At 51.4% G+C, this 23,754-nt stretch carries 22 protein-coding genes; 5 read left to right on the top strand and 17 right to left on the bottom strand.

The genetic code is table 11. The features are described 5' to 3' along the window. Positions 1–230 precede the first annotated feature (230 nt). Positions 231–1,097, bottom strand: coding sequence for a bifunctional methylenetetrahydrofolate dehydrogenase/methenyltetrahydrofolate cyclohydrolase FolD (gene folD, locus H6F91_RS08280; protein WP_190770815.1), 867 nt, complete (start codon positions 1,095–1,097; stop codon positions 231–233). Between the two features lie 353 nt (positions 1,098–1,450). Between folD and H6F91_RS08275 the strand changes: the two genes are divergently transcribed. The 3 genes from H6F91_RS08275 (at position 1,451) to H6F91_RS08265 (ending at position 3,218) form a co-directional block, all read left to right on the top strand. Further along, complete coding sequence (locus H6F91_RS08275) at positions 1,451–1,864, top strand: hypothetical protein (protein WP_190770814.1); 414 nt, start codon at positions 1,451–1,453, stop codon at positions 1,862–1,864. A gap of 94 nt (positions 1,865–1,958) precedes the next feature. Continuing rightward, complete coding sequence (locus H6F91_RS08270; RefSeq protein ID WP_190770828.1) at positions 1,959–2,387, top strand: NUDIX hydrolase; 429 nt, start codon at positions 1,959–1,961, stop codon at positions 2,385–2,387. Positions 2,388–2,477: 90 nt separating this feature from the next. After that, positions 2,478–3,218: a SprT family zinc-dependent metalloprotease gene (locus tag H6F91_RS08265; protein ID WP_190770813.1), complete on the top strand. Its 741-nt coding sequence runs from the start codon at positions 2,478–2,480 to the stop codon at positions 3,216–3,218. A gap of 281 nt (positions 3,219–3,499) precedes the next feature. On the opposite strand, the gene groL is transcribed toward H6F91_RS08265, so the two are convergent. Together groL and H6F91_RS08255 are read right to left on the bottom strand one after the other, a co-directional pair. Further along, a complete protein-coding gene (gene groL / locus H6F91_RS08260; RefSeq protein ID WP_190770812.1) occupies positions 3,500–5,200 on the bottom strand; it encodes a chaperonin GroEL in 1,701 nt (566 codons plus the stop codon). Between the two features lie 215 nt (positions 5,201–5,415). Beyond that, entirely contained in the window at positions 5,416–6,486 is a 1,071-nt protein-coding gene (locus H6F91_RS08255; RefSeq protein ID WP_206754916.1) for a septal ring lytic transglycosylase RlpA family protein, read from the bottom strand. A 441-nt stretch (positions 6,487–6,927) separates the two neighbouring features. On the opposite strand from H6F91_RS08255, the gene H6F91_RS08245 reads away from it, so the two are divergent. Then, complete coding sequence (locus tag H6F91_RS08245) at positions 6,928–7,800, top strand: DUF3598 family protein (protein ID WP_190770810.1); 873 nt, start codon at positions 6,928–6,930, stop codon at positions 7,798–7,800. Between the two features lie 30 nt (positions 7,801–7,830). On the opposite strand, the gene H6F91_RS08240 is transcribed toward H6F91_RS08245, so the two are convergent. Then, positions 7,831–8,394 (bottom strand): chromophore lyase CpcT/CpeT, encoded by a 564-nt coding sequence (locus H6F91_RS08240; protein ID WP_190770809.1) that lies wholly within the window; start codon positions 8,392–8,394, stop codon positions 7,831–7,833. Between H6F91_RS08240 and H6F91_RS08235 the strand changes: the two genes are divergently transcribed. Beyond that, positions 8,393–9,304, top strand: a complete 912-nt coding sequence (locus tag H6F91_RS08235) for a M28 family peptidase (protein WP_190770808.1) — start codon at positions 8,393–8,395, stop codon at positions 9,302–9,304. The two genes, H6F91_RS08240 and H6F91_RS08235, sit on opposite strands and share 2 nt — an antisense overlap. 25 nt (positions 9,305–9,329) lie before the next feature. On the opposite strand, the gene H6F91_RS08230 is transcribed toward H6F91_RS08235, so the two are convergent. From H6F91_RS08230 to H6F91_RS08170, 13 genes are all read right to left on the bottom strand, one after another. After that, the gene (locus H6F91_RS08230; RefSeq protein ID WP_190770807.1) at positions 9,330–9,623 is read right to left on the bottom strand and encodes a hypothetical protein; all 294 of its coding nucleotides are present in this window, start codon (positions 9,621–9,623) and stop codon (positions 9,330–9,332) included. Positions 9,624–10,012: 389 nt separating this feature from the next. Continuing rightward, entirely contained in the window at positions 10,013–10,813 is an 801-nt protein-coding gene (proC, locus tag H6F91_RS08225) for a pyrroline-5-carboxylate reductase (protein ID WP_190770806.1), read from the bottom strand. Positions 10,814–11,085: 272 nt separating this feature from the next. Continuing rightward, positions 11,086–11,607, bottom strand: a complete 522-nt coding sequence (locus tag H6F91_RS08220) for a cell division protein SepF (protein ID WP_190770827.1) — start codon at positions 11,605–11,607, stop codon at positions 11,086–11,088. An 874-nt stretch (positions 11,608–12,481) separates the two neighbouring features. Further along, entirely contained in the window at positions 12,482–13,162 is a 681-nt protein-coding gene (locus H6F91_RS08215; RefSeq protein ID WP_190770805.1) for a YggS family pyridoxal phosphate-dependent enzyme, read from the bottom strand. A gap of 97 nt (positions 13,163–13,259) precedes the next feature. Then, on the bottom strand, positions 13,260–13,529 hold the full coding sequence (pipX, locus tag H6F91_RS08210) for a transcriptional coactivator PipX (protein ID WP_190770826.1): 270 nt from the start codon (positions 13,527–13,529) through the stop codon (positions 13,260–13,262). Positions 13,530–14,195: 666 nt separating this feature from the next. Further along, positions 14,196–15,110 carry an energy-coupling factor transporter transmembrane protein EcfT gene (locus tag H6F91_RS08205; RefSeq protein WP_190770804.1) on the bottom strand — a complete coding sequence of 305 codons (915 nt, stop codon included), beginning with the start codon at positions 15,108–15,110 and terminating at the stop codon, positions 14,196–14,198. A gap of 91 nt (positions 15,111–15,201) precedes the next feature. Further along, the gene (der, locus tag H6F91_RS08200; RefSeq protein WP_190770803.1) at positions 15,202–16,563 is read right to left on the bottom strand and encodes a ribosome biogenesis GTPase Der; all 1,362 of its coding nucleotides are present in this window, start codon (positions 16,561–16,563) and stop codon (positions 15,202–15,204) included. Between the two features lie 152 nt (positions 16,564–16,715). After that, the gene (locus H6F91_RS08195; RefSeq protein WP_190770802.1) at positions 16,716–17,414 is read right to left on the bottom strand and encodes a DnaJ domain-containing protein; all 699 of its coding nucleotides are present in this window, start codon (positions 17,412–17,414) and stop codon (positions 16,716–16,718) included. Between the two features lie 99 nt (positions 17,415–17,513). Continuing rightward, entirely contained in the window at positions 17,514–18,473 is a 960-nt protein-coding gene (gene cysK / locus H6F91_RS08190) for a cysteine synthase A (protein WP_190770801.1), read from the bottom strand. Positions 18,474–18,497: 24 nt separating this feature from the next. Continuing rightward, a complete protein-coding gene (locus H6F91_RS08185) occupies positions 18,498–18,935 on the bottom strand; it encodes an Rrf2 family transcriptional regulator (protein ID WP_190770800.1) in 438 nt (145 codons plus the stop codon). A 145-nt stretch (positions 18,936–19,080) separates the two neighbouring features. Next, positions 19,081–20,676: an iron uptake porin gene (locus H6F91_RS08180; protein WP_190770799.1), complete on the bottom strand. Its 1,596-nt coding sequence runs from the start codon at positions 20,674–20,676 to the stop codon at positions 19,081–19,083. Between the two features lie 450 nt (positions 20,677–21,126). Continuing rightward, positions 21,127–22,725, bottom strand: a complete 1,599-nt coding sequence (locus tag H6F91_RS08175) for an iron uptake porin (RefSeq protein ID WP_190789292.1) — start codon at positions 22,723–22,725, stop codon at positions 21,127–21,129. 597 nt (positions 22,726–23,322) lie between these two features. After that, on the bottom strand, positions 23,323–23,604 hold the full coding sequence (locus H6F91_RS08170) for a 4a-hydroxytetrahydrobiopterin dehydratase (RefSeq protein WP_190770797.1): 282 nt from the start codon (positions 23,602–23,604) through the stop codon (positions 23,323–23,325). Positions 23,605–23,754: the final 150 nt, after the last annotated feature.

Raw genomic sequence — 23,754 nt, 5'->3', positions numbered from 1 at the left:
GATTAAGTACGGTGGTGTGGGGCACGAAGTGCCCCACACCACCGTTGTTGTACTTAACGCACTTGCACATCGCTATATAGATGGGAGAGTGCCATGCTCAACCCAGCCCACTCCCATCGGTAGTCGGATTTTTGGAAAAAGGATATTAGCAGCCTATTGGTGATGTATTGGCAAAAGGAGGGCCTAAGGCTCTCCTTTTGCCGCAACAAGGAACCTAGTAGAGTGCAGGTCTAATGCAAGCCTAACCGCCGTTTATAGCTCCACACCGTGTTGTAAAGCAGCATCGTCACTGTCATGGGACCGATGCCACCCGGAACTGGAGTAATCCAGGAAGCTACTGGATTTACGGCACTTGTGGCGACATCCCCTACCAGGCGGCTTCCCTGAGCATCTTCAACCCGGTTGATACCAACATCCACTACCACTGCACCAGGCTTCACCATGTCTGGGGTAATCATCTCGGCCCGGCCAATAGCAGCAACCAGAATATCCGCCTCACGAGCCACCGCTGCCAGGTCGGCAGTACGGGAGTGGGCAACGGTGACGGTGGCATTTTCCTCCAGTAGCATCAGGGTCAGAGGTTTACCTACCAGAATGCTGCGGCCAATCACCACTGCTTTTTTCCCTTGGATTGGAATGTTGTGCTCAGCCAGCAAGCGCATGACTCCAGCGGGTGTACAGCTCCGGAGACCCACCTCTCCCCGCACCAGCCGTCCCAAATTCACTGGGTGTAGGCCATCAGCATCCTTGTCGGGATCGATTTGATTGAGCAGTGCAACAGAATCCAGGTGATCGGGTAGCGGCAGCTGTACCAGGATGCCATCCACGCGATCATCCTGGTTTAGCTTGGTGATCATGTCGGCTAGCTCTTCCTGGCTCGCCTCCGTTGGGAAATGTTTACCCAATGATGCGATCCCCACTTTTTCGCAAGCTCGCTCTTTGTTACGCACATAGGCTGCACTGGCAGGATTATCACCTACCATCAATACCGCTAACCCTGGGGACCGATGCCCCTGCTCGGTCAGAGCTTGCACCTCTTGGGCCAGCTCTGCTTGCATTTTTTGGGCAAGAGCTTTGCCGTTCAAAATCTCTGCCATGCACGTCTCCTTCCATTGCTCCAACCTACCAGGATATAGGCAGCAATTCCCTTTTTAGCACTCAGCCCAAAAACCGCAGCAATTCTCAGTATGGGCATCAAAGCCAAGAGTTCACGCCTGTAGGGCGTGAACTCTTGGCTTTGATGCCCGAAAACCGTGCGCCTTTGGCGCGCGGTTTTCGGGCCTGATTTCAAAATGAGAATTGCTGCAAAAACCGATCGCCAAAGGCGATCGGTTTTTGGGCTTCAAAGCGGAGAGCCCCTGCCCGTAGGGCACAAACTTTCAGACGTTCCCTCAAAACGTTGCTTCTAGACTGTAAGAGTTGGTTCAAGTGGTTTTGTGAGCGGAGCTTTATGACAAAAGGACAGCGACGATCCCCATTGAAGCAGCAAAGCCGATCGCTCCTGATCCTCCTGGGAATCACAACCCTGGCCCTGGTTCTGGCCCTTTCCCCCCTACGATTTCTACTCTGGGGCCAGTTGAGATGGCCTATTCCCATCCGGGATGTTCAAACGGTAGGGCTGTTGCGGGATCGCCAGGTGACCGTGGAGGGGCAAGTCAGCGATCGCGTTCCCCTGATTGGAGCCCAGGTCTATCAGGTGCAGGATGCCACAGGAAAGCTTTGGGTCGTATCCTCCGATACGGAGCTAAAGCCGGGGGAACCTGTCAAAATCAGAGGCAATGTTCGATTCGAGACCCTTGGGTTCGAAGGGAAGGAGCAGGGCGAAATATACCTGGATGCCCAAAAGAAGCAGCCGGGAAAGTAGACCTTGGCTCTTGTTTAGATGGTAAAGCCCCCAGTAGCTGGACTGTTTGGTTACCCTTAAAGAAATTTCCCTTGTTACGGACTTCGATGCTTCCATGGCTTTGACTCATGTTGCGATCGCCATCCTCCAGCAGAACGACCACTTCCTTCTGCAGCTACGCGACGACATTCCAACACTCGTCCATCCAGGGCAGTGGGCCTTCTTTGGAGGGCATCTAGAGCCTGATGAGAAGCCCGAGGAAGCCGTCCGGCGAGAGTTGCTGGAGGAAATCGGCTATACACCCCCTGACTTAAAGCTGTTTCAGTCCTACCCGACGGATAAGGTCGTTCGTCATGTCTTCGCAGCACCACTGACCGTTCCCCTCTCGGCCCTCACCTTACAGGAGGGCATGGACATGAGTCTGGTCAGCATTACTGATGTGCAACGTGGTGCTTGTTATAGTGCAAAGGTGCAAGAGGTACGCTCCCTGGCGGCTCCTCACCGCGCTATTCTGTTGGAATTCTGGGGGCAATTCAACCCTTGATGGCTTTGCACCGTCTTCCAAAAAATATCCACGTCTTAGCATGTTATTAGTACAAACAGACTATAGGGGTTAGAGGTTACGGTTAGGAATATGGTCAAACGGGATCACACAGCAGTTTCGAATGCAGATTATCGGGTGCGCGTCAGCCAACGGGCCAAGCATGTCAGCATCCGGGTCTCCCACCGCACTGGAGTGGAAGTCGTTGTGCCCCCTGGCTACGACTTAAACCGGGTGCCAACCCTGGTTGAAAAACGGCAGGAGTGGATTGCCCGCACGCTGCACCGCCTGGAACAAGAGCGCGAAGCGATCGCCCCCAATGCCAGCGATCTCATGCCCCAGCAGATTGAGTTGCGATCGCTCCCCGAAATCTGGACGGTTTCCTATCGCTCGCAGAACAGCTCACGCCTGGTTCTTAACCCAACGGTTCAGCACGAACTTCAGGTGGTAGGGCCAACGGATAATCTAGCCGCGTGTCAGGGCGTGCTCCGTAAGTGGTTGGAGCATAAGGCCCGCTATCACCTGGTGCCCTGGCTGCGCCAAGTAAGCCACGAGGTTGATTTGCCCTACCAACGGGCATCCATCCGTCATCAAAAAACCCGATGGGCCAGTTGCTCCAGTCACCAAAGCATCAGCCTCAATGCCAAATTGTTGTTTTTGCCGCCTGCTCTGGTGCGCTACGTATTCATCCATGAGCTGTGCCACACCATCCACATGAACCACTCCCACAAATTCTGGTCACTGGTGGAAGAAAAAGACCCCGAGTACCAGCGGTGGGATGATGAGTTGCGTAAAGCCTGGTGCTACGTGCCCTTCTGGGCTGAGACAAAATAGTGACCTTCCCCATCGCTTTTGTACCTTGTAGCAGCGGGTGCATCCCACTTTTGTAAGTGAAGCGGGCGAAGCCCGCTTCACTTACAAAAGTGGGTTTCCAAATTTGCAAAAGTGGGATGCACCCGTAGCAGCTCTAATTAATCTAATTAAAAAGAGAGCGCTGGTTTTTATCCCGGCACTCTCTTTTTAATTGGAGCTGTAGATTCAAAAAGGTCGGGGCAATGCAATGCGTCGCCCCATCCCTTTAAAGTGGCTATGGGTAAAGAGTGTGTAGGGCAGGCTTACATCATGCCCATGCCGCCCATGCCAGGCATACCCATACCGCCCATGCCACCCATGCCACCCATGCCACCCATACCGCCCATACCACCCATGTCGCCGCCAGCGCCAGCAGGGGGTTGGGGTTCAGGCTTCTCGACCACCAGCACTTCGGTGGTCAGTACCATAGCGGCAACAGAAGCTGCATCTTGCAGAGCCGATCGCACGACTTTAGCCGGGTCGATAATGCCTGCCTGCACCAGGTCTTCATACTGGCCAGTGAGGGCGTTATAGCCGACATTGAAATCCAAATCGCGCACCTTCTCAACAACGACGGTGCCAGGGGCTCCGGCGTTATCGGCAATCTGACGCAGGGGAGCTTCCAGCGCCCGAGCCACAATGCGGGCACCAATCTGCTCGTCGCTATCTAACCCTGCAACGAAGCCGTCTAGCTTCTGAGCCAGGTGCAACAGGGTCGTACCACCACCGGGAACAATACCTTCTTCTACCGCTGCACGGGTCGCGTTGAGAGCATCCTCAATGCGCAGTTTGCGATCCTTCAGTTCGGTTTCAGTAGCTGCACCGACTTTGATCACAGCTACGCCACCAATCAGCTTAGCAATCCGTTCTTGCAGCTTTTCGCTGTCGTAGTCAGAATCGGTTTCAGCCAGTTGCTGACGCAGTTGGGCAACCCGAGCTTCCACAGCGCTCTTATCAGGAGATTCTGACACGATGATTGTGGTGTCTTTCGTCACAGTAATTTTGTCAGCCCGGCCGAGCATATCGGGCTCCAGTTGATCCAGGGTGAGGCCAACCTCCTCCGTAACTACCTGGCCACCCGTCACGATGGCGATATCTTGCAGCACTTCCTTGCGGCGCAGGGCAAAGCTGGGAGCTTTCACGGCCACCACATTCAGCACACCCCGTAGACGGTTGACGACCAGGGCAGCGAGAGCTTCCCCTTCAATGTCATCGGCAATAATGAGAAGAGGTTGTCCGGCCCGGGCAACTTGCTCCAACAAGGGCACGAGATCTTGGACAGAGCTGATCTTTTTGTCGGTGATCAGGATGGCGACGTTCTCCATCTCACAGATCATCCGCTCGGTGTCGGTCACGAAGTAGGGAGAGATGTAGCCCCGGTCGAAGTTCATTCCTTCCACAACATCCATGGAAGTTGAGAGGGACTTGGACTCTTCTACGGTGATCACACCATTCTGACCCACCTGGTTCATGGCCTCGACAATCATCGAGCCGACTTCCGCGTCGTTACCAGAAGAGACAGTGGCAACTTGCCCGATCATGGCGTTATCAGATACAGGCTTGGCAACTGCCCCAATCTCATTCACCAAATACGCCACGGTCTTCTCGATACCTCGACGAAGGCTAACAGGGTTAGAACCTGCTGTCACGTTTTGCAAACCTTCGTGGATCATGGCCTGGGCCAACACCGTTGCAGTGGTGGTGCCATCCCCTGCCAGGTCTTTCGTTTTGGATGCGACTTCGCGAATCAGTTGCGCGCCAGCATTTTCTAGAGGATCTTCCAGTTCAATTTCCTTAGCAATGCTAACCCCGTCATTGACGATTTCAGGTATGCCGTATTTCTTTTCTAATACGACATTGCGGCCCCGAGGACCCAGGGTAATCCGTACGGCATTGGCGATCGCATTGACCCCCCGTTCGAGGGCCTGACGCGAGTCATCCTTAAAAACAATAATCTTGGCCATTCCCAATCGCTGAGTTCTCCTTCCAGAATTTAGCACTCTCCAGAGGGGATTGCTAAAATTCCAGCACCCGAAAGGGGATCGGATAACCGACCTACCCACAAATTTGGCTTAGCTTTTCAGAACACTTCCTGCAACAAACACCGATGAAAGCAGCAGTGGGTTTCCCAAATTTACAAAAGTGGGATGCACTCCGCAGCAGGTAGGTTTCTTCAGAACTAATCAATTGGAGGGCGATCAAAACTCATTGGATTACCTGCAATTTGCCGTGGAAATTCCACATTCGGTTTAGCAGGGCGAGCCAGTTGCACAGCATCGGGAATGCCTGGAGCTAGAATCATGGCCTCGTAGGAGACAACGCCTACCTCATCACTGTTAATACAGCGAGCCGCCTGGTAGGAAAGATCGAGGGAACGCTCTCCCACGTAAGGTCCACGGTCATTCACACGAACAATGACAGATTGTCCATTCTTGCGGTTCGTTACCTTCAAAAAGGTATTGAACTGTAGGGTTTTGTGGGCGACAGTCAGAGCGTACTGGTTAAACCGTTCCCCGTTAGCTGTCAAGCGCTTATGAAAGTAAGGGCCATACCAGGATGCAGTTCCTTGTAAGCCCTGACGACTTTCCACCAGGCCATACATTTGGGCCTGGGCATCCACCAGGGAAAGGGGTTCAGCCCCAAGGGCACGCCGCAAATTATTTGTCCAGTCAATCGCGATCAGGTCGGCATTGTGATGAAAGGCTCGCTCCATGAGCGGGTCAATCTTCAATAACACTTGATTTCCTGCAGTAATAGCGGGGTCGTCTCCCACCCATTGCGGCACCAGGCCGTTGGCGTCAAAGCCAGGGGTTTCAATCAACAGGCGCAACCGCTGCACCATCGCTTCTGCGGCAGTCTGTTCGGACAGGGCCATCACCAAGTGGTTCTGAATCCAAATTTGATAGGGAGCCTGCACCTTGAAAGATTCTGCCAGGGTCTGCTCAGTTCCCTTGGCCTCGCATACGTGGAACAGGGGAGCAGAGGGAAGTGAGCGGGTTTCAGCGCTGCTTTGATCTGCCAGAATCAAACGTACCTGTTCATTCATCACGCTGGCTGGGCGATCGCCTCTAACCCACGGTGTTAGGCGACCGTATAGCTGACGGAGGGGGTTATTCAGTGATGGGATTGCTACTTCTGGTGGAGCCGCTGCTGACCGTTCCGGAAGCAGACTGGAAGCAAGGGGCAGTAGACCAGCAGATTCCTCGAAAGATTGAGAAGCTGACCGTGAAAGACACGCTGGATCGGGCATCCAGCCGCATCCTGGGGTCGAGAATGACAAGGAATAGGCATAGGGTGTTGCAAGGGAGCGGGCATTCGGCTCTGCTGCCTTGAAAGGAACCCCTGTCGTAGAGAACCCAGCTGATTTTAGAGGTGTGGCTTGAACAAAGGAGAGATGGGGAAAATAAATGCTAGAAAGGTAGATTAACCAAGCAATTCCAAAGAGTTTCATGAACAGCAGGACTGAAGGTCAAGGCCATCAGGGTAGATGCCCCTGAAATTGCACGACAAATTGGATACCCGTAGTACAGCGGGGACCGAAATAACATGCCGATAAAATCGTGCAAGCCAGGGTAGATTAATTCTCTGGTGAAGGACCTTAACCGTTCTCAACGGTTAAGGTTCACAACACGCCTTATACTTTCGTTGGGAATTGAAACGATTTCATCTTCTTTTGGACTGAATATTCTCTATGGCCGATCCCAGAGCCGACGTACTATCCCAATGGGATCGTCTCCTGCTTCATCTAGGGGAGTGGCAGGGCTCATTCACATCCTTATCTGCTACCGGTAGCGTTCTAAATAACAAGCCCTCCTGCGTAACGCTAAGCGCTGGAGAGGACCAGTCTGCTGTTCAGCAAACCGTCACGTTTCTATCTACGGATGGTTTGCCGGAGCGATCGACTGTTCTGGAGTACCGCAGTCTAAATCGCGGCATTCTTTTTTTTAAGACAGGAGCGTTCTCTCAGGGTTCTTTACAGTTCAGCCCCTTCGCAGAATTTGGCGCAGAATTTGGATTTATTTTGGGCGATCGCCGCCTGCGTGCCGTTTTACAATTCCATCCTCAGACAGATGGGCACGCTCTGACCCAGCTCACGTTGATTCGAGAGTTTCGAGCAAGCTCCTCAACTCAAGAGAATCCTCCCCTCACTGTGGAATCCTTATTGGGCACCTGGAAAGGAACTGCCCAAAAACTATCTCCCGATTGGTTCGAGGACACACCCGTACAGACTCAACTCATCCTGAAAAAGGAGGACGACCGTCTCTACCAACACCTCACAACTCAGGGTTTTGACCTGAAATCTTCAGCGCGTATTGAGGGGAATACCCTTAAATTTGACGACGCTACTGGGCAAACACCCCGAGGCTACATCAACCAAACGTTACTTCTGCCAGACGGGGCATCCTGTACCTTCCCCTCCACCATCCCCCGGAACAAACCCTTTCTCCTGGAAGTGGGCTGGCTACCTTCCCCGAATTTACGCTATCGGTTAATTCGCTCTTACGATGCTCAAGGTTCCTGGCAAGGATTGACTCTGGTGGTTGAGAAACGGGCACTGGTTTAGTGGGGAAGAGGGATTAATAGCCCGTTGCCCTCACGCTCGTTTAACGAACTGGTACGGCCCCATCAAAGCGCCCCAAAGGCCTTGCCCTGTTTCTGGATCAACCCCGCGATCGAAGCTGAGGAAGCGATCGCCATACACCTCAAAGCCCAAAATCACTTGACGGGTTTTGCCGTCATATTGGAAATAGCAGCGGGCCTCAGCAGGAGGATGGGCACTGAACCCCTGATCGTGTTGGGTTAGGGTAAGAATACAGCCGGGAAGTGGAAGCAGATCCTCTGGCTGGAGGGCCTGCAAGCGTGTGGCATCGGCTCCGGCTCCACGCCATTGCTCTGGGTGGCGCAACGCTCGATATTCCACCTGCCCAATGGGAGAGTCGGGTTCGGGCCGGAGAATGAGCACCCGCTGTCGGTAAGGCTGATCAACGTAGATCACATTGGCCTGCTCAGCAAAGAGGGCTAGACAACCATCTACGGTAAAGGGAAGGGGTCGGTGCCACAGTTTCAGATGCACAAACCAGGTTGGATCAGCGATCGCCTGCTCCCCGTTATCAAACTCCCCGGCTAACCAGTTTGCAATTGTTGTAAGGGTATCCATGTCTGATCTCAGCCCCTCCAATAGTCCAAATTTCGGCGAAAACGTAAACCTGCCCGACCCTCAAGGCTTGAAGGATAACCTTCTAAGCCATTTAAAGGAAATTGTGCGCGATCGCGACCCCTATTTTTCTGCAACGGGTCATCTTTATGTGCGGGAGTACATGCGTGAGCAATTGGCCCAATGGGGTACGGTGGAAACCCATTCCTTTCAGCACCATGGGCAAGAGCATCAAAATTTGGTGCTCAATTTATCGGCATCAAAACCTGAGGCTGCCACACGTCCGCCCATTTTGATTGGGGCACACTATGATGCGGTGCCCAACTGCCCAGGAGCGGATGATAACGGGACAGGAGCGGTAGCACTGTTGGAACTGGCCCGCTTCTTTGCAGCGTTTCCGGCGCGATCGCCCCTCCGCTTCGTCGCTTTTGACCTGGAAGAATACGGACTACTGGGCAGTGCAGCTTATGCGCAGATGATACGGCAGCAGGGCCAGTCCTTGAGGCTCATGTTATCCCTGGAAATGTTGGGCTACTGTACCCAGACTCCCAACTCTCAGACCTATCCCCCGGGATTGCAATATTTCTATCCCAATCGCGGCAATTTCATTGCTCTAGTCGGTAACTGGAAAACTATTCCTGATTTGATGCGGCTTAGCCGAACGCTCCGACGATCGGGACCCGTACCTTGCGAATGGCTTCCAGCAGGCGATCGCGGTCTACAAATTCGCAGCACTCGCCTCAGCGATCATGCCCCCTTTTGGGATCAGGGTTATCGAGCAGTAATGGTGACAGACACGGCGTTTTTGCGCAATCCCCACTATCACAAAGCAAGCGATCGCATCGATACCCTTGACCTGGATTTTCTAACAGGAGCCTGCCGAGGGTTAATGAAAGGGCTTCAAGCGCTTTAGGAACCCCTGTATCTATCGCTAAAATCTACTCAAAATGGCCCATCTTCAAAAATAGTGTTACCAGATACAACACAATAGCAGACCCAATAATGGCAGGAATAATCAGCACTCCTTCAATGTCCCAGGTAAGGAATGGGAATGCAATCCCAAGTCGCTGACGCATGAGGGCAAACCCCCATTGCCCTACCCAAACTCCTAGTAAGCCAATCATGACAAGCCCGAATAATTTTCCGGGTATGCGCCGAGGCACCAGAATGTTAGCAACCCCTGCACAAACAATGGCAACAACGACCTGAACCACAAGCTGAGTGATATCCATATGCAGTAAGTTGCATCAACATTAATTGAGCAGCCGTAAAAACCAAATATAACCCTTTCCGATCGAGTGAAGTACGAGGGAGGGATGTGGGACTGCGTCCCATATCCTCTCCTTGCATTTCACTAGGAATCCTGTACAAAATATGCAAGATATTTCAGGCCCTACAGAATTTTTTGTCTAAACAATTAAAATTCGAGTAAATAAGAATTGCCAATTTTTAGTATTTTCAAGGTTAATTTTTGGGCGTACTGCCTTCTAAAAATGAACCTTGAAAATATCTACAGCGCTTTTCAAGCGCTTAAAATCTGGTTGTTTTTGTGAGAGCTACACTCCACGCAGCTCTCACAAAAACAACTGTGGCTGATTCAAGCGCAAAACGCTGTATAAGATCATTGCCCCAATTCTTTTGATCGCCGACATGCCGTTCGTACAGCCTCGATCAAAGCATGCCGCAGTCCTGCCTGTTCCAGGGCGGCGATACCTGCAATGGTCGTGCCTCCGGGACTGGTCACGCGATCTTTCAACTCGGCAGGATGTAGACCGCTGGATTGCAACAACTCAGCAGTGCCACGAACGGTCTGCAGAGCTAACCGCTGAGCGATCGCCCTCGGCAATCCTGCTGCTACGCCTCCATCCGCCAGGGCCTCAACCACTAAAGCCACAAATCCCGGCCCTGATCCAGACAGACCTGTCACCGCATCTAGAAGATACTCGGGTACTTCCACCACGTCCCCGACGGCAGCAAATAATTGTTGGGCCACTTCCAGGTGCTGAGCCTGGGTATGAGTACCGGGGGCGATCGCCGTCATCCCTGCCCCTACCGTCGCAGGCGTATTCGGCATAGCCCGCACAACGGGTTGCCCCGGAAACGCTGCTTCTAATTGACTCAGTGTTGTTCCAGCCAAAATGGAAACAATCAGTTGTGAGGTGTTCCCTGTCGCCAAACCGCCTGTGACCGCAGCAAATACCTGAGGCTTCACTGCCAGCAACAGTACATCCGCCGTTGCCACCACCTCCCGGTTATCTGCGGTCACCTGAATCCCATACTGCTGCTGTAGATAGTCGCGGCGATCGCCCCCCGGCTCCCCCACGCACACGGCATCAGGAGCATAAACCTGTTGCGACAGCAGCCGGGACAGTAGCGCCTCTCCCATGACACCACCACCAATAATGCCAAGTTGTTTGGTCATGGTTTTACGAACACCGTACTTATAAAGTCTTGACTGGGCAGCAATGGGTTATGAATCATCGCAAGGTTTTGCGACCGATGACTCATAACCCATTACCAATCCCACTACCCATTCACCAGAAAGGTCTGGCAGGCGTAAAATCGCCTGCCAGAGCCGTCCTCAGAAACCCCTATTAGATGATGCAGTGGAGCGTGAGCGATCGCATCTACCGTCGAGCTCGCATAAATTCAAGAAGTTATGCGTGAGCCAAACTAGGCGATGCTACAAGAGCCCTAAGCCATCCGTGCTTGATCTGTCCAGGCAGGAGTGGGAGCCACGGGCCGGGAGGGACGCATCGGTTGCTGCTGAGGCATGTCTCCCATGCCGGGTTGCTGGGTGCTGACCGAAACACAGTTCGGGGTAAACAGGAAAATGCTTTCGCCAATCCGCTCTTGATGGCCATCAATAGCGTAGGTGCCACCTGCCACGAAATCCACCGCACGCTGAGCCTGGTCGGGATCCATGATGGTCAGGTTTAACACAACAGATTTACGCTCCCGCAAAGCCCGGATGGCTTGAGGCATTTCTTCAAAGGTGCGAGGCTCCATCACCACCACCTCCGCCGTGCCATTGATTGCACCGGGCATGCCAATCACATTACCCATGGTTGCCGATGATTCTGCACTAAACATAGGACGCTCCCGTACTCGACGGCGTTGAGGTTGTTCTTCTTGAATGGGCTGGGGCTGCTCTTCTTGATAGAGATTTTGATATTCCTGCCCATCCATCTCTTCGTAATCGTATTCGTAGTCCATGGGTTCATTGAGGCCTACGAAGTCTCTCAGCTTGGTGAAGATGCTCACAGTTTCCGCTCCATCTTGATTAGGGTTAACTGAGGGTTCCAGATATTCCGGAAAAGGCTAACAGATTCTTCGAGAACAGCCGATTAAATCGTGTGAATATGTACACCCATTTTGAACGGACAAGAACGCAACTTAATAAAGAATTAAGATTTACGGCTGCCCCACGCGAAAGGAAGAATCTGTTTAATAGGTTCGATTTGACTCCACAGTATACATCAAATTCCAAAACGCAATACGTTTATCAGATCAAATCAGATGAATTTCCAGAAGATTTTCTTCAAAGCGGATTGCCATCTTTAAAAATGGATTGCTCCCGCTAAATCCTATGAAATTAGACAAATGGATATCGCAAATAACACCGGGGTCAAGCTAGCAGAACCTAATTCGAAGTAGGCAACACTGGGGATCATTCGCGGTGATCACATGGCAATTGAGTGATCTCACTTTCTTCAGTTAGCGCTTCTTTCAAATTCTTTGATCTGAAACTGAAAGGGACACTAAATTTTTGATCTAAGCCGGAATTATCATTGCTCCATGAAGCGATGAAATCCCATATTTAAACTCACTGAATGAAGCAGAGATCGGTGAGGCTGCGATCGCGTAACAAAATGTTGCAGAAATTGCCCTACAACTCGAGAATTGGGAGCGATGCTCCTCGAAAAACCTGCGGACAGAATGCTATGAAACCGCATTCTCAGCGTTATGTCAAGAGGATCAACAACACTATTGGTAGAGTTAGGTGGGGTTGATGCTGCTCTATTGGCTCCACATCTATGGGCAGCCTCAACAGAGTAGTTAGAATTTATTCACACCCACTGACTCAGGGTTAGGAGCGATCGCCGAACAGAGTCCGCCCTACTCGTACCAGAGTTGCCCCAGCTTGAATTGCCAGCGGGTAATCTCCAGACATCCCCATAGAGAGCTCTTTCATCCGGATGGTTTGCCAGGGGTGCTGACGAATCTTTTCGGCCAATTGATGAGCATCCTGAAAAACTGCCAGGGTTTCGTCGTCTGTCAAACCCAAAGGTGGAATCGTCATGATGCCGACGATGTTGAGGTGAGAGCAAGCATCCAGATCCACCAAGTCATTCCATAGTTGAACCTGATCCCAACCATACTTATTGGGATCAGACCGTAGTTTCACTTGAAGGCAGACTTGAGGCGGCACGGAGCGATCTTGGGCCAAGGCATTGAGGCGTTGAGCCAGTTTTAGACTATCAACCGAGTGAATCCAATCAAATAATTCCAGCGCTCGAGCAGCTTTATTAGTTTGAAGGTGCCCAATTAAATGCCAGGTCACATCAGGTAAATCAGACAGCTGAGCTCGCTTTGTTTCAGCTTCCTGGATGCGGCTTTCTCCAAAGTCGCGAATACCGGCATCATAAGCAGCTCGCATAGCTTCTACTGAAACCTGCTTAGTCACCGCAATCAGACGCACATGGGGCGGGATATTTTGACGGACTTCTGTGATGCGCTGGGCGATCGCCTGCGCTGGAAAAACAGCCATACCGGTACTCTCGATTGCAGCCGTACTCCATGCTAAAGCAGATATCTACCCAATAGATGATAGACGTGGGGCAAATCGTAAGGGTAGCAGAAAATTTTTAGTGGAACGTCTGCTTGTACGAGGCTTGTAGCTTTGTCAGCTCCTCCGATTGGCCGTGGCGGCGCAGACTACGCAAACGGTTCTCAAGCGCAAGGCGTGCATCTGCTCGGCTAACAGGCTCAAACTGGATGACCTGCTTTTCAACACTCACCAGGAAGAAAAGGCGCTGAGCATAGAGGGTCGCGAATAATTCCTGGCTGTTGTCGAGGAAGCAGATCCGGTAGAGCAAGCCAAAGGTGGGATGGTTCAGATAGGATTCAGTCGTCATCTGAGATGGCGCTGCTTTAGTAGCTCCTGCACTGGGAATTTGTATCGATTTCATAACGAGCGTAGGGCGAGGTGATGGGTAAACCCTGGGGCACAAGTACTGTCAACCCTCCAGTTATCCGGGTAGAGATGACGGGCTACAGGTATGTGCTGCGAAGGGGAGTAACTAAGCACAGGTTGGATAAAACCTCGCGGTAAAGCTTTGGTTGGTGCAACAGGTAGATGCAAGCCTTTAGCGGACGAGCAGCAGCTTTTCACATCGAGTACGGATTCAGAAGCCAGGTGTATGCAACAAGGGTTCAAATCTAAAGGGGGGAACTTTCGATGTGAGAGGGAAAGCATTTAGTAGGATGGAGCCTAGTTCCATCACGCTTAGGGGGTGAACCTGAGGGAGTGAGGTGAAACACGAACACCAAATCTGCACTAAGAGGGATGATTTGAGGAAAGCCTTATGCGGGTCTGTCTTTAACTCTAAGCTAAATTGTGCCCTTGCGCTACAAAAAGAACTTTTTTCGCAGCTATTTTGTAAAACTCAGGAGAGAGATCAATTCTCTTAATATTTTTTTGTGCTTTGTATCTTCCCTCAACCTTGACGCAATGCTCCAGTGCCTTAAGAGGGAGAACGGTTATACCGTTCTCCCTCTTAAGGCAAAAGTGTTTGCTGTGCTTATGAGTGAATACCACCCCACACTAAGCGGGCTACTACAAACAAGCCTGCTGCAATCAGAACCAGCCAATCAAGCGATCGCATACGCAACTGATACCACTGCATTCGGTGCTGGTCTGGAGTCGTGAACCCCCGTACCTGCATCGCATTTGCTGTTTGATCAGCCCGGACTAATAGGTTATCCACCAAACGCTCCGAAACGACTAACCACACTTGAGCAGAGTTACGCAACCCCAGCTTCTTCCAATGGATAGCCCGGGTACGGATCGAGCGGATCAAGTTCTGTACCTCCTCCAGCACTAGAGGGATGAAGCGCAGGGCCAGGGTTAGAGTCAGCACGATTTCCGCGACGGGAATATTCAGCCGCTTCAGAGGACGCATCAAGTGCTCAAGGCTAGTCGTTACTTCTTCGGGGGCTGTTGTTAGCAAATAAAGGTTGGTACTTGCCAGGAACGTAAAGACCAGGGTAGACAGGCGGACGGCCAGATCAAGCGATCGCCGCGTCACTCGCAAAAAACGCCACTCAAACAACTCATAACGGTATCCTGTGGGTTGGGGCAGCTCCACAGTTGGAGGCTTGTCTGGCAAAGTCAAGCTCAGGTCGTCTATTGGAAAGCGCGGTTGATGGCTAACCGTAATGCCATCAGGGGCAAATACTGTCACCAAGAACAGCAGCAAGCTGAAAAGGGTCACCAACCCCAATTGCTTCCACCACACCCGAAACGGCAATCCCGTACTGAGCATGAGCAGCAACATCCAGCCCAACAAAGATAACCGCCAATAGGGACTGGCCCCAATGGGAGTTAGCAGAAAGGCCATGAGCCATGCAAATTTGACCCGGGGATCCAGGCTGTGCAGCCAGGTCACTGGCTTTTCCAGATATAGCCCAATGGGAAGCGATCGCAGCAGATCCATGCAGCCAGGTCACCTAAAGAAGGCAGAGAAACAACGGTTCAGGAAAAGGCTGAAGAAACCCATCCCTGAACCTATGGTAAAAGACGGCTGGCTACACACGTGTTGCTCGATTTGCACCACCACGCTCCACTTCCCGCAGCTTCTTGCCTCGCCACATTAGGCGGATCGGAGTGCCCGTAAATCCCAAACTTTCCCGGAACTGTCGTTCGATATAGCGGCGGTAGTTGTCTCCGAAGAGTTTCGCATCGTTGACGAAGAGGGCAATCGCTGGAGGAGATGCCGCAACTTGAGTTCCGTAGTAAATTTTGCCCTGCCGCCCCTGCCGGGTTGCTGGAGGCGAGTGCCAGGAGGTAGCGTCCTCCAACACCTCATTAATAACGGAGGTTGTGACTCGCCGTTTCCGTTGTTCCGCGGCCTGGTCAACAAAGTCAAGAACTTTTTCAACCCGTAGACCTGAGTGGGCACTGACAAAAATTAAGGGAGCCCATTCCATGAAATTGAGGCGATCGCGCACCAACTTCTCATGGTCATAAATCGTGTAAGCATCCTTCTCAACGGCATCCCACTTATTCACCACAATGACGCAGGCACAACCATCTTCAGCAATGCGACCAGCCAGTTTTTGATCCTGCTCAGTAACGCCATCCAGGGCATCAATCACCAGCAAGACAACTTCGGCTCGTCGAATCGCTTTAAAGGCACGGTTGATACCGAAAAACTCGGGGCCGTATTCCACATTCTTCTTCTTGCGGATTCCAGCCGTATCAATCAACCGATACCGCCGTCCGCCCCGTTCCACCAGGGTATCAATAGCATCACGAGTGGTTCCGGAAACCGGGCTTACAATGGCCCGTTCTTCGCCTACAAAGGCATTCAACAAACTGGATTTCCCGACATTGGGGCGACCAATAATGGCAACCCGCGTAGCCTCTGGTTCGTCTTCGGTTGGGGCCGGGGGCAACAGTTCCACGACCTGATCCAAAATTTCGCCAGTACCGTTGCCATGAATAGCCGAAATAGGGAACGGCTCACCCACGCCCAATTCCCAGAACTCTGCTGCCTGGATCAAGCCATTCTCAACGGACTCACACTTGTTCACGGCCAGGAGAACAGGAACGGATTGCTGACGCAACCAGGTGGCGATCGCCTCATCCGCCGCAGTAATACCTGTGCTACCGTCTACCACCATAATCGCAACACTCGCTTCTGCCAGGGCCAGCATGGCCTGCTGACGAATTAGCGGCAAAAAGGCGGTGTCATCATCGAAAATTAAGCCACCTGTATCGACAACCTGGAAGTCGCGATCGCGCCAGTAGGCGTTGCGATAGGTGCGATCGCGGGTCACCCCCGGCTCGTCATGCACAATCGCATCCCGCTCTTCCGCCAAACGGTTCACTAGGGTTGATTTGCCCACATTCGGGCGGCCAATAATTGCAACAATCGGAAGAGCCATAGGACTAGACGCCTCCCTGGGGAGACAAACGGACAACGGATCCATTCTCGCTTATAATCGAGAACTCCGGGGCAGAATTGCCTCTGTCTTTTGCTGTGTAATCTTCACATTATGAGGCGGATTTCACCCTCTCATAGCAGCGTAAGCCAGCCCTATACCTGACATTGCTGCATTGCAGCCTGTGCCTCTCGCCTCAAACCTCGAGCAATTCTGAATAATTCTTGTCCAGTGTGTAAATAGTGCTCGCTGTAACTGGCCGTAAATCTTTCTAGCTCATCCAAACCATCACCGATCTGGTTTAAACAGTAATACAAATGGGCAGCAACCCCGGCCACGACGGGGGGGTTAGGCATTGCCTGAAACAGTTGATGGGCTTTATCTAGATTTGCGCGGCAGTCTTCTAGATAAATCTGGAAATCTTCCATCAAATCATCGTCAAATGGGTCTGCGGACAGTTCGTCAATTTGGTCTTGCAATGGGTTCAGAATCTGATTAAGCAGCCGATTAACCGGTTGATAAGTTTGCCGGATCCACCGTTTTAACTGTTCGTCATCTGTAGAGCCTTGTCGCTTTTGACGGTACTCATTCTGAGCACTAGTCGCTCGTTCCTGTCGGGCTTCATGTCCATTAAAGCGGGTTTTAATCTGACGATCGTAGGTGCGACGTTGGAGCGGGTCGCTGAGCACTTCATAAGCGACGTTGATACTAGCAATGCGATCGTGATTATTGCTATTGGGATTACGATCGGGGTGAAAGCGTTTAACTAGATTTCGGTACGCTTGCTTGATCTCCGCCTGACTGGCAGAGGGGGTCACATCTAAGGTTTCGTAGTGATTCGGAATGCGGCTCATGTCCTCATTGTATAGCGATCGCCCGTCGCGTTAAGACACCAAAAGAGGGTGGGGAAATCACTCCCACCCGCTCTAAAAGGTTGATGATTCAAAAGGAGATTAAGATATACCCGCTACAACCAACTCTGGATCCTGGAAGAGCGGAGTGCTGAGGTAACGCTCGCCGAAACTGGGTTGTACCATGACAATTAGTTTGCCTTCATTCTCAGGCCGTCTCCCAATTTCCAGCGCGGCGGCTAGAGCGGCACCGCTAGAGATACCCGATAGGAGGCCCTCCTCGCGGGCGAGACGACGACCAAAAGCGATCGCATCGTCATCAGAAACCCTGACCACCTCATCAATTAAATCCCGCTTTAAAACATCAGGAACAAACCCGGCACCAATCCCTTGAATCTTGTGAGGACCAGGACGCCCTCCAGAGAGTATGGGACTGCTGATGGGCTCAACGGCGATCGCTTTGAATTCTGGCTTTTTCTGCTTCAAAACCTCCGCAACCCCAGTCAGGGTTCCCCCCGTTCCTACACCCGCAACCAGAAAATCAACGGCACCATCCGTATCTTCCCAAATTTCTAGTGCTGTCGTTTCTCGGTGAATGCGGGGATTAGCCGGATTCTGAAACTGCTGAAGCATATAGGCATCTGGTAGCTGGGCAACGATTTCCTGCGCCCGTTGAATGCAACCACTCATCCCCTCAACACCGGGGGTCAGTTCCAACTCGGCTCCATAGGCCCGTAGCATAGCTCGTCGCTCCGAGCTCATGGTTTCTGGCATGGTGAGGATCAGCCGATATCCCTTGGCTGCCGCTGCCATTGCCAGAGCAATTCCCGTATTTCCAGACGTCGGCTCAACCAATACTGAGCGACCTGGCGCAATTTTCCCTTCCGCCTCTGCCGCTTCAATCATACTGATGCCAATTCGATCCTTTACGGACGCCGAGGGATTCATGCCCTCCAGCTTGACAACAATCTCAGCTCGACAGTTTTCTGATTGGGGAATGCGATTTAGTTTTACTAAAGGGGTACGGCCAATCAGCTCGGTAATATTATTTGCAATACGCATAGGGCCAGAAGTTTATCTGTGGGTCTAAATGTAATACATGATGTCTAGCTGACGGCGAGCATCGCGTTTTTCCAGAAGGTCCTGCAGTGTGTACTTCTGTAGAACGGTATCAGCGGCCTGGCACGCCTCTTGCCACACATCGAGGATGACTGAACCTTCAAGAGAGCGGGCTTCGCGGGCTCCCTCCGCACTCTGCCCCTCAACCCCTTCTATGCAGCTAACAACATCAAAAAGGGTAACCTGCCAGGGCTCCTGTGCCAGTACATAACCACCCTTAGCACCTCGTTGACTGCGTACCAACCCTCCTCGTCGTAATGTCGCTAGCAGTTGCTCAAGGTAGCGATCTGGAATGTGCTGTTCTGCAGCAATTTGCCGAATCTGTAAGGGTTCGCCGCTTGCAGCATTGGCGGCCAACGCTAACAACGCCAGCAATGCATACTCACTTTTACAGGAAAGCTCCACAGTTCAGTCCAATCAACGAAAGGAATAAAAGCTATACCTTCAGTATACTCCGGTTTCCCTGTGGGAATTGTGGTTTTTTCCAAGACCTAAAAAAAGCTCCACCCTAGGGTGGAGCTTTTTTACTTAATCTGGGAATCCCATCAGCTTAGAAGCGGAAGGAAGTCCGAACGGTACCGATTACAACAGCATCGTTATCGCTATCGTTTCCTACGTTGTCAATGAAGGCAACGGAAGGAGTGATGGAGATGTTGTCAGACAGAGGAATCCGGTAGAGAGCTTCGATGCTCACAGCGTTGTCCTGACGAATGGCACCGCCACCAGCCAAGTCATAGTTGGCATAGGTGGGAACACCAACGATCAGACCCAGCAAGCTGCCATCGATACCCAGGTCTTCAACACCTAGGGTAGCTGCATAGCTCCAGTACTCACCTTGACCAACGTTGCCGTTGTTGAAGGTGTCGCCATCGATGTAGGAGATCCAGCCACCGATGTTGAACACGTCACCCAGGACAAAGTTAGCGCTCAAACCATAGCCATTGAAGATGGCGTCGCCAACAGCTCCACTGATTTCACTGTTACCGACATAAGCGTTGACATAGGTAGCAGCAACGGTCAGATCTCCGGTGTCGAAAGTCAACTGACCGAAGAAGGTGCTGTCGCCGTTGAACAAGCCGTCGTCTTGGCTAGGATCAGAGGCTTCATCAGTCAGGTAACCTGCACCGATTTGGAAGGCATCACCGAAGTCATAGGTCACACCCAGAGCTTCATCCTGACGACCCAAGTCATAGATGGGGTTGTAGCCGAAGTTCAGGACAGAACCCGTGGTGCTGCTATCAAAGGGGCTAACCGAGGTAACGATGTCGCTGATACCAACACTGTTGAGACCGATCGTGAATACAGCGCCACCTAGAGGGAACTGATAGTAGAAGTCATCCAAACGGATGTCATCATCAGTATCGGTCTGGAAGCTGAAAGCGGTCTGGTTAGAAGCAATCCCTTCAGGAATGAAGTTGCTATCTTCTGTACCAGGCACGTTTTGGAAGGTGTTGAAGTCACCAGACTGAAGACGAGTACGCAACAGGTCGTCGCCTGTAAAGCTGGTATCAAAGTTCAAACGAACGCGATCGCCCAGAGCAACGTTGTTTTCGCTACCGATATCGAGGTTTTCACCACCGAAGATGTCACTAACAGCGAAAATAGCTTCACCACGCAAACGAGTGGTGGTAGAGAACTGGTTCGCTTCCAACTCATCAACTGCTGCTTCCAGAGCGTCTACACGACCCCGAAGTGCAGCCAGTTCTGCCGCAAATTCGCGCTGCAGTGCTTCAATCCGAGCCAGTTGCTCTGCATCCAGCTGAGCCCCTGCGATCGCATCCAAGCAAGCAGCCAGACCAGCTGCGAATTCATAACGGGTCAGAGCTCGGTTACCGCGGTAGGTACCGTCGGGATAACCTTCCAAACAGTCCAGTCCACCCTGGTCTTCGGAGTTGGCCAGGAAAGACAGTGCTTCATAGGCCCAGTCGCTGGGGCTGACATCAGAAAATTGCGTAACAGAGGTCACCTGAGCCAGTTCACCCGCTCCACGACCTTCGTTGCTGTACTGCATTACCTGATCGAGGGTAGCCATTTCGTTAGCACTACCAGCTGCAGGAGCAGTTTGAGCGAGAGCAGCGGAGGAAACCAGGGTGGCACCCAGAACTGCTGGGGCTACCAGCAGAGACTTCCACAGTAACTTAGACATTCAATTATCCTCACACCTTGCTAAAAGGACTCACAACCTAAACGGTTATAGCACCATTTAACGGGACGGTATGTCCCTGTGTGTACAGATTAGCAGAAAGCTCTCTGGGATCGAAACCCCTACTTACAGCCTTTATAAAGTTTTGAAATACCAATAATCAGGGTAAAAACTTGATTGATAAAGGTTTATCTCCGGAACTTTAAGCAAAAATCTACGGTCTATTGAAACTGCTGAAGTTGATTTAGGATAGTTTGCTTTTTGTGGGAAACCCCACAAAAAGCAAACTTGCAAGCTCTCTATCTGGGGACATTAGCAGAATCTATTGGAGAAACTCCAGAGCAGTAAGGCTTCTTCAAACCCTTGGCAGGAAAAACTCCAATATTCATACAGTTCCTTGTAGATCTGTAGATCCTGAAAATGGAGTTTGCAGAAAGAGAACGTTTGAGGAGCTTAGAAGCGGAAGGAAGTCCGAACCGTACCCACTACAACGGCATCATTGTCGGTATCGTTTCCTACGTTGTCAATAAAGGCAACGGAAGGAGTGATGGAGATGTTGTCAGATAGAGGAATCCGGTACAGAGCTTCAATGCTGACGGCGTTGTCCTGACGGATGTTGCCACCGGCAGCAAAATCATAGCTACCGTAAGTGGGAACGCCAACAATCAGACCCAGCAAGCTACCATCGATGCCCAGGTCTTCAATACCCAGGGTAGCTGCATAGGTCCAGTACTCACCTTGACCAACGTTGCCGTTGTTGAAGGTGTCGCCATCGATGTAGGAGATCCAGCCACCGATGTTGAATACGTCACCCAGGACAAAGTTAGCGCTCAAACCATAGCCATTGAAGATGGCATCCCCAGCGGCTCCACTGATATCGCTGTTACCGACATAGGCATTGACATAGGTAGCAGCAACGGTCAAATCTCCATTATCGAAGGTCAATTGCCCAAAGAAGGTGCTGTCGCCATTGAACAAGCCCTGGTCTTGGCGAGGATCAGACGCTTGGTCAGTCAGGTAACCTGCACCAATCTGGAAGCTGTCACCAAAGTCATAAGTCACGCCCAGAGCTTCATCCTGACGACCCAGGTCATAGATAGGGTTATAGCCGAAGTTCAGCACAGAGCCCTGACTGCCACTATCAAATGGGCTCACGGTGGTGACAATATCCGAAATTGTGGTCGTGTTCAGACCGATAGTGAAGGTTGCACCACCGAGAGGGAACTGGTAGTAAAAATCGTTGAGGACGATATCGTTATCGGTATTGGAATCAAAGCTCAGGTCCGTCTGCTCTCTTTGAATCCCCTCAGGAACTGCAGGAGTAGGAACGCCAACAAATCGACCATTGGAACCTGTAAACCAGTCACCAGACTGAAGACGAGTACGCAACAGGTCGTCGCCCGTGAAGCTGGTATCAAAGTTCAAACGAACGCGATCGCCTAAAACAAGGTTGTTTGAATCATCGATATTGAGGTTATCACCGCCGAAAATGTCAGTAACAGCGAAGATAGCTTCACCACGCAAACGAGTCGTGGTAGAGAACTGGTTCGCTTCCAACTCATCAACTGCTGCTTCCAAAGCGTCTACACGACCCCGAAGTGCAGCCAGCTCTGCCGCAAATTCGCGCTGCAGTGCTTCAATCCGAGCCAGTTGCTCTGCATCCAGCTGAGCCCCTGCGATCGCATCCAAGCAAGCAGCCAAACCAGCTGCGAATTCGTAACGGGTCAGAGCTCGGTTACCACGGTAGGTACCGTCAGGATAACCTTCCAAACAGTCCAGTCCACCCTGGTCTTCGGAGTTGGCCAGGAAAGACAGTGCTTCATAGGCCCAGTCGCTGGGGCTGACGTCAGAAAATTGCGTAACAGAGGTCACCTGAGCCAGTTCACCCGCTCCACGACCTTCATTGCTATACTGCATCACCCGATCGAGTGTTGCCAGCTCTGTGGAGCTGTTCGCTTCAGGAGCAGTTTGGGCGAATGCCACAGAGGAAACCAGAGCAGCCCCTAATACCGCTGGTGCAACCAGCAGGGACTTCCACAGTAACTTAGCCATTAAATTGTCCTCACACCTTTGTAATACGAGGCTAAAGGAGTCCATAGCAAAGCCTTGCAGAACTATGCAAACCTGTAGCCTAGGTAAATTTACTATTTGTGCATCGAATAAGTATGTGTCCCCGGAAACATAGCTTCTAATTCTGATTCAGAATTTTGGATTCTCGTTATAAGGAAGACAAAAGAAGCAATGTAGCTTATTTCAGACTAGGTACAAGATATTGAAAATGCTAAAAAATCTTCGAGGTACTTAGCACAAAAAGTACCCAACTACTAAGCAATATTGTGGAAGTTACACCCAATATTCAACTTCGTTCATCCAGAGAGATAGGATAAAATCTGTGACGAATCTAGCTCATGCCTTATACGGCTAAAAACTACAAACTAGTACGCTGAGGCGTAAATATATAACCTATTTTTCTGTGGGGGTGCGAAGCAACCCCCACAGAAAAATAGGTTACGGACTTAGGCCGTAGCCTACTAGATAAAACCTGATTTTTTTATGGAAGGCGGGCTCTGACACACCTTCCATAAAAAAATTCAGATTTTATCCTACTACGAGGTCTTAACTAATAGCTGATTCCTGAACAGACGCATATCAAGCAATGCTCGAAATAACGGTAGCCATGTCAAAGTCCTGCTTTGTCAGTCCTCCGGCATCATGGGTGGTGAGGCGAATGATGACTTTGTTGTAGGAAATGGAGAGGTCAGGATGATGGCCGGCAGTTTCAGCAGGTTCTACAAGTTGATTGACGAAAGCGATCGCCTCAACAAATCCCTTAAAGGTACGCACACTACGGATGGCTTTCCCCTCTAGCTCCCAACCCGGCAGTTGCTCTAGATGGGCCTGAATCTCAGTATCAGTGAGTAGTTGTGCCATGGACATACCCTGCTATCAGCCATACTTGTTCATTCCTCATTAAAAGGGATGATTCTGCAGATATCACGTATCCTCAAAACCAATTCCCTTTAAAAACTATCCGCCCTCCCGCAAGATACCATTTCCGAGGAAAGGCACAAGCAGGAGGGC

It is taken from the genome of Leptolyngbya sp. FACHB-8 (assembly GCF_014695575.1).
Lineage (GTDB): Bacteria > Cyanobacteriota > Cyanobacteriia > Elainellales > Elainellaceae > Vacuolonema.
Note: the sequence above shows the minus strand (reverse complement) of the source record. Positions and strands in the feature narration are given on the sequence as shown.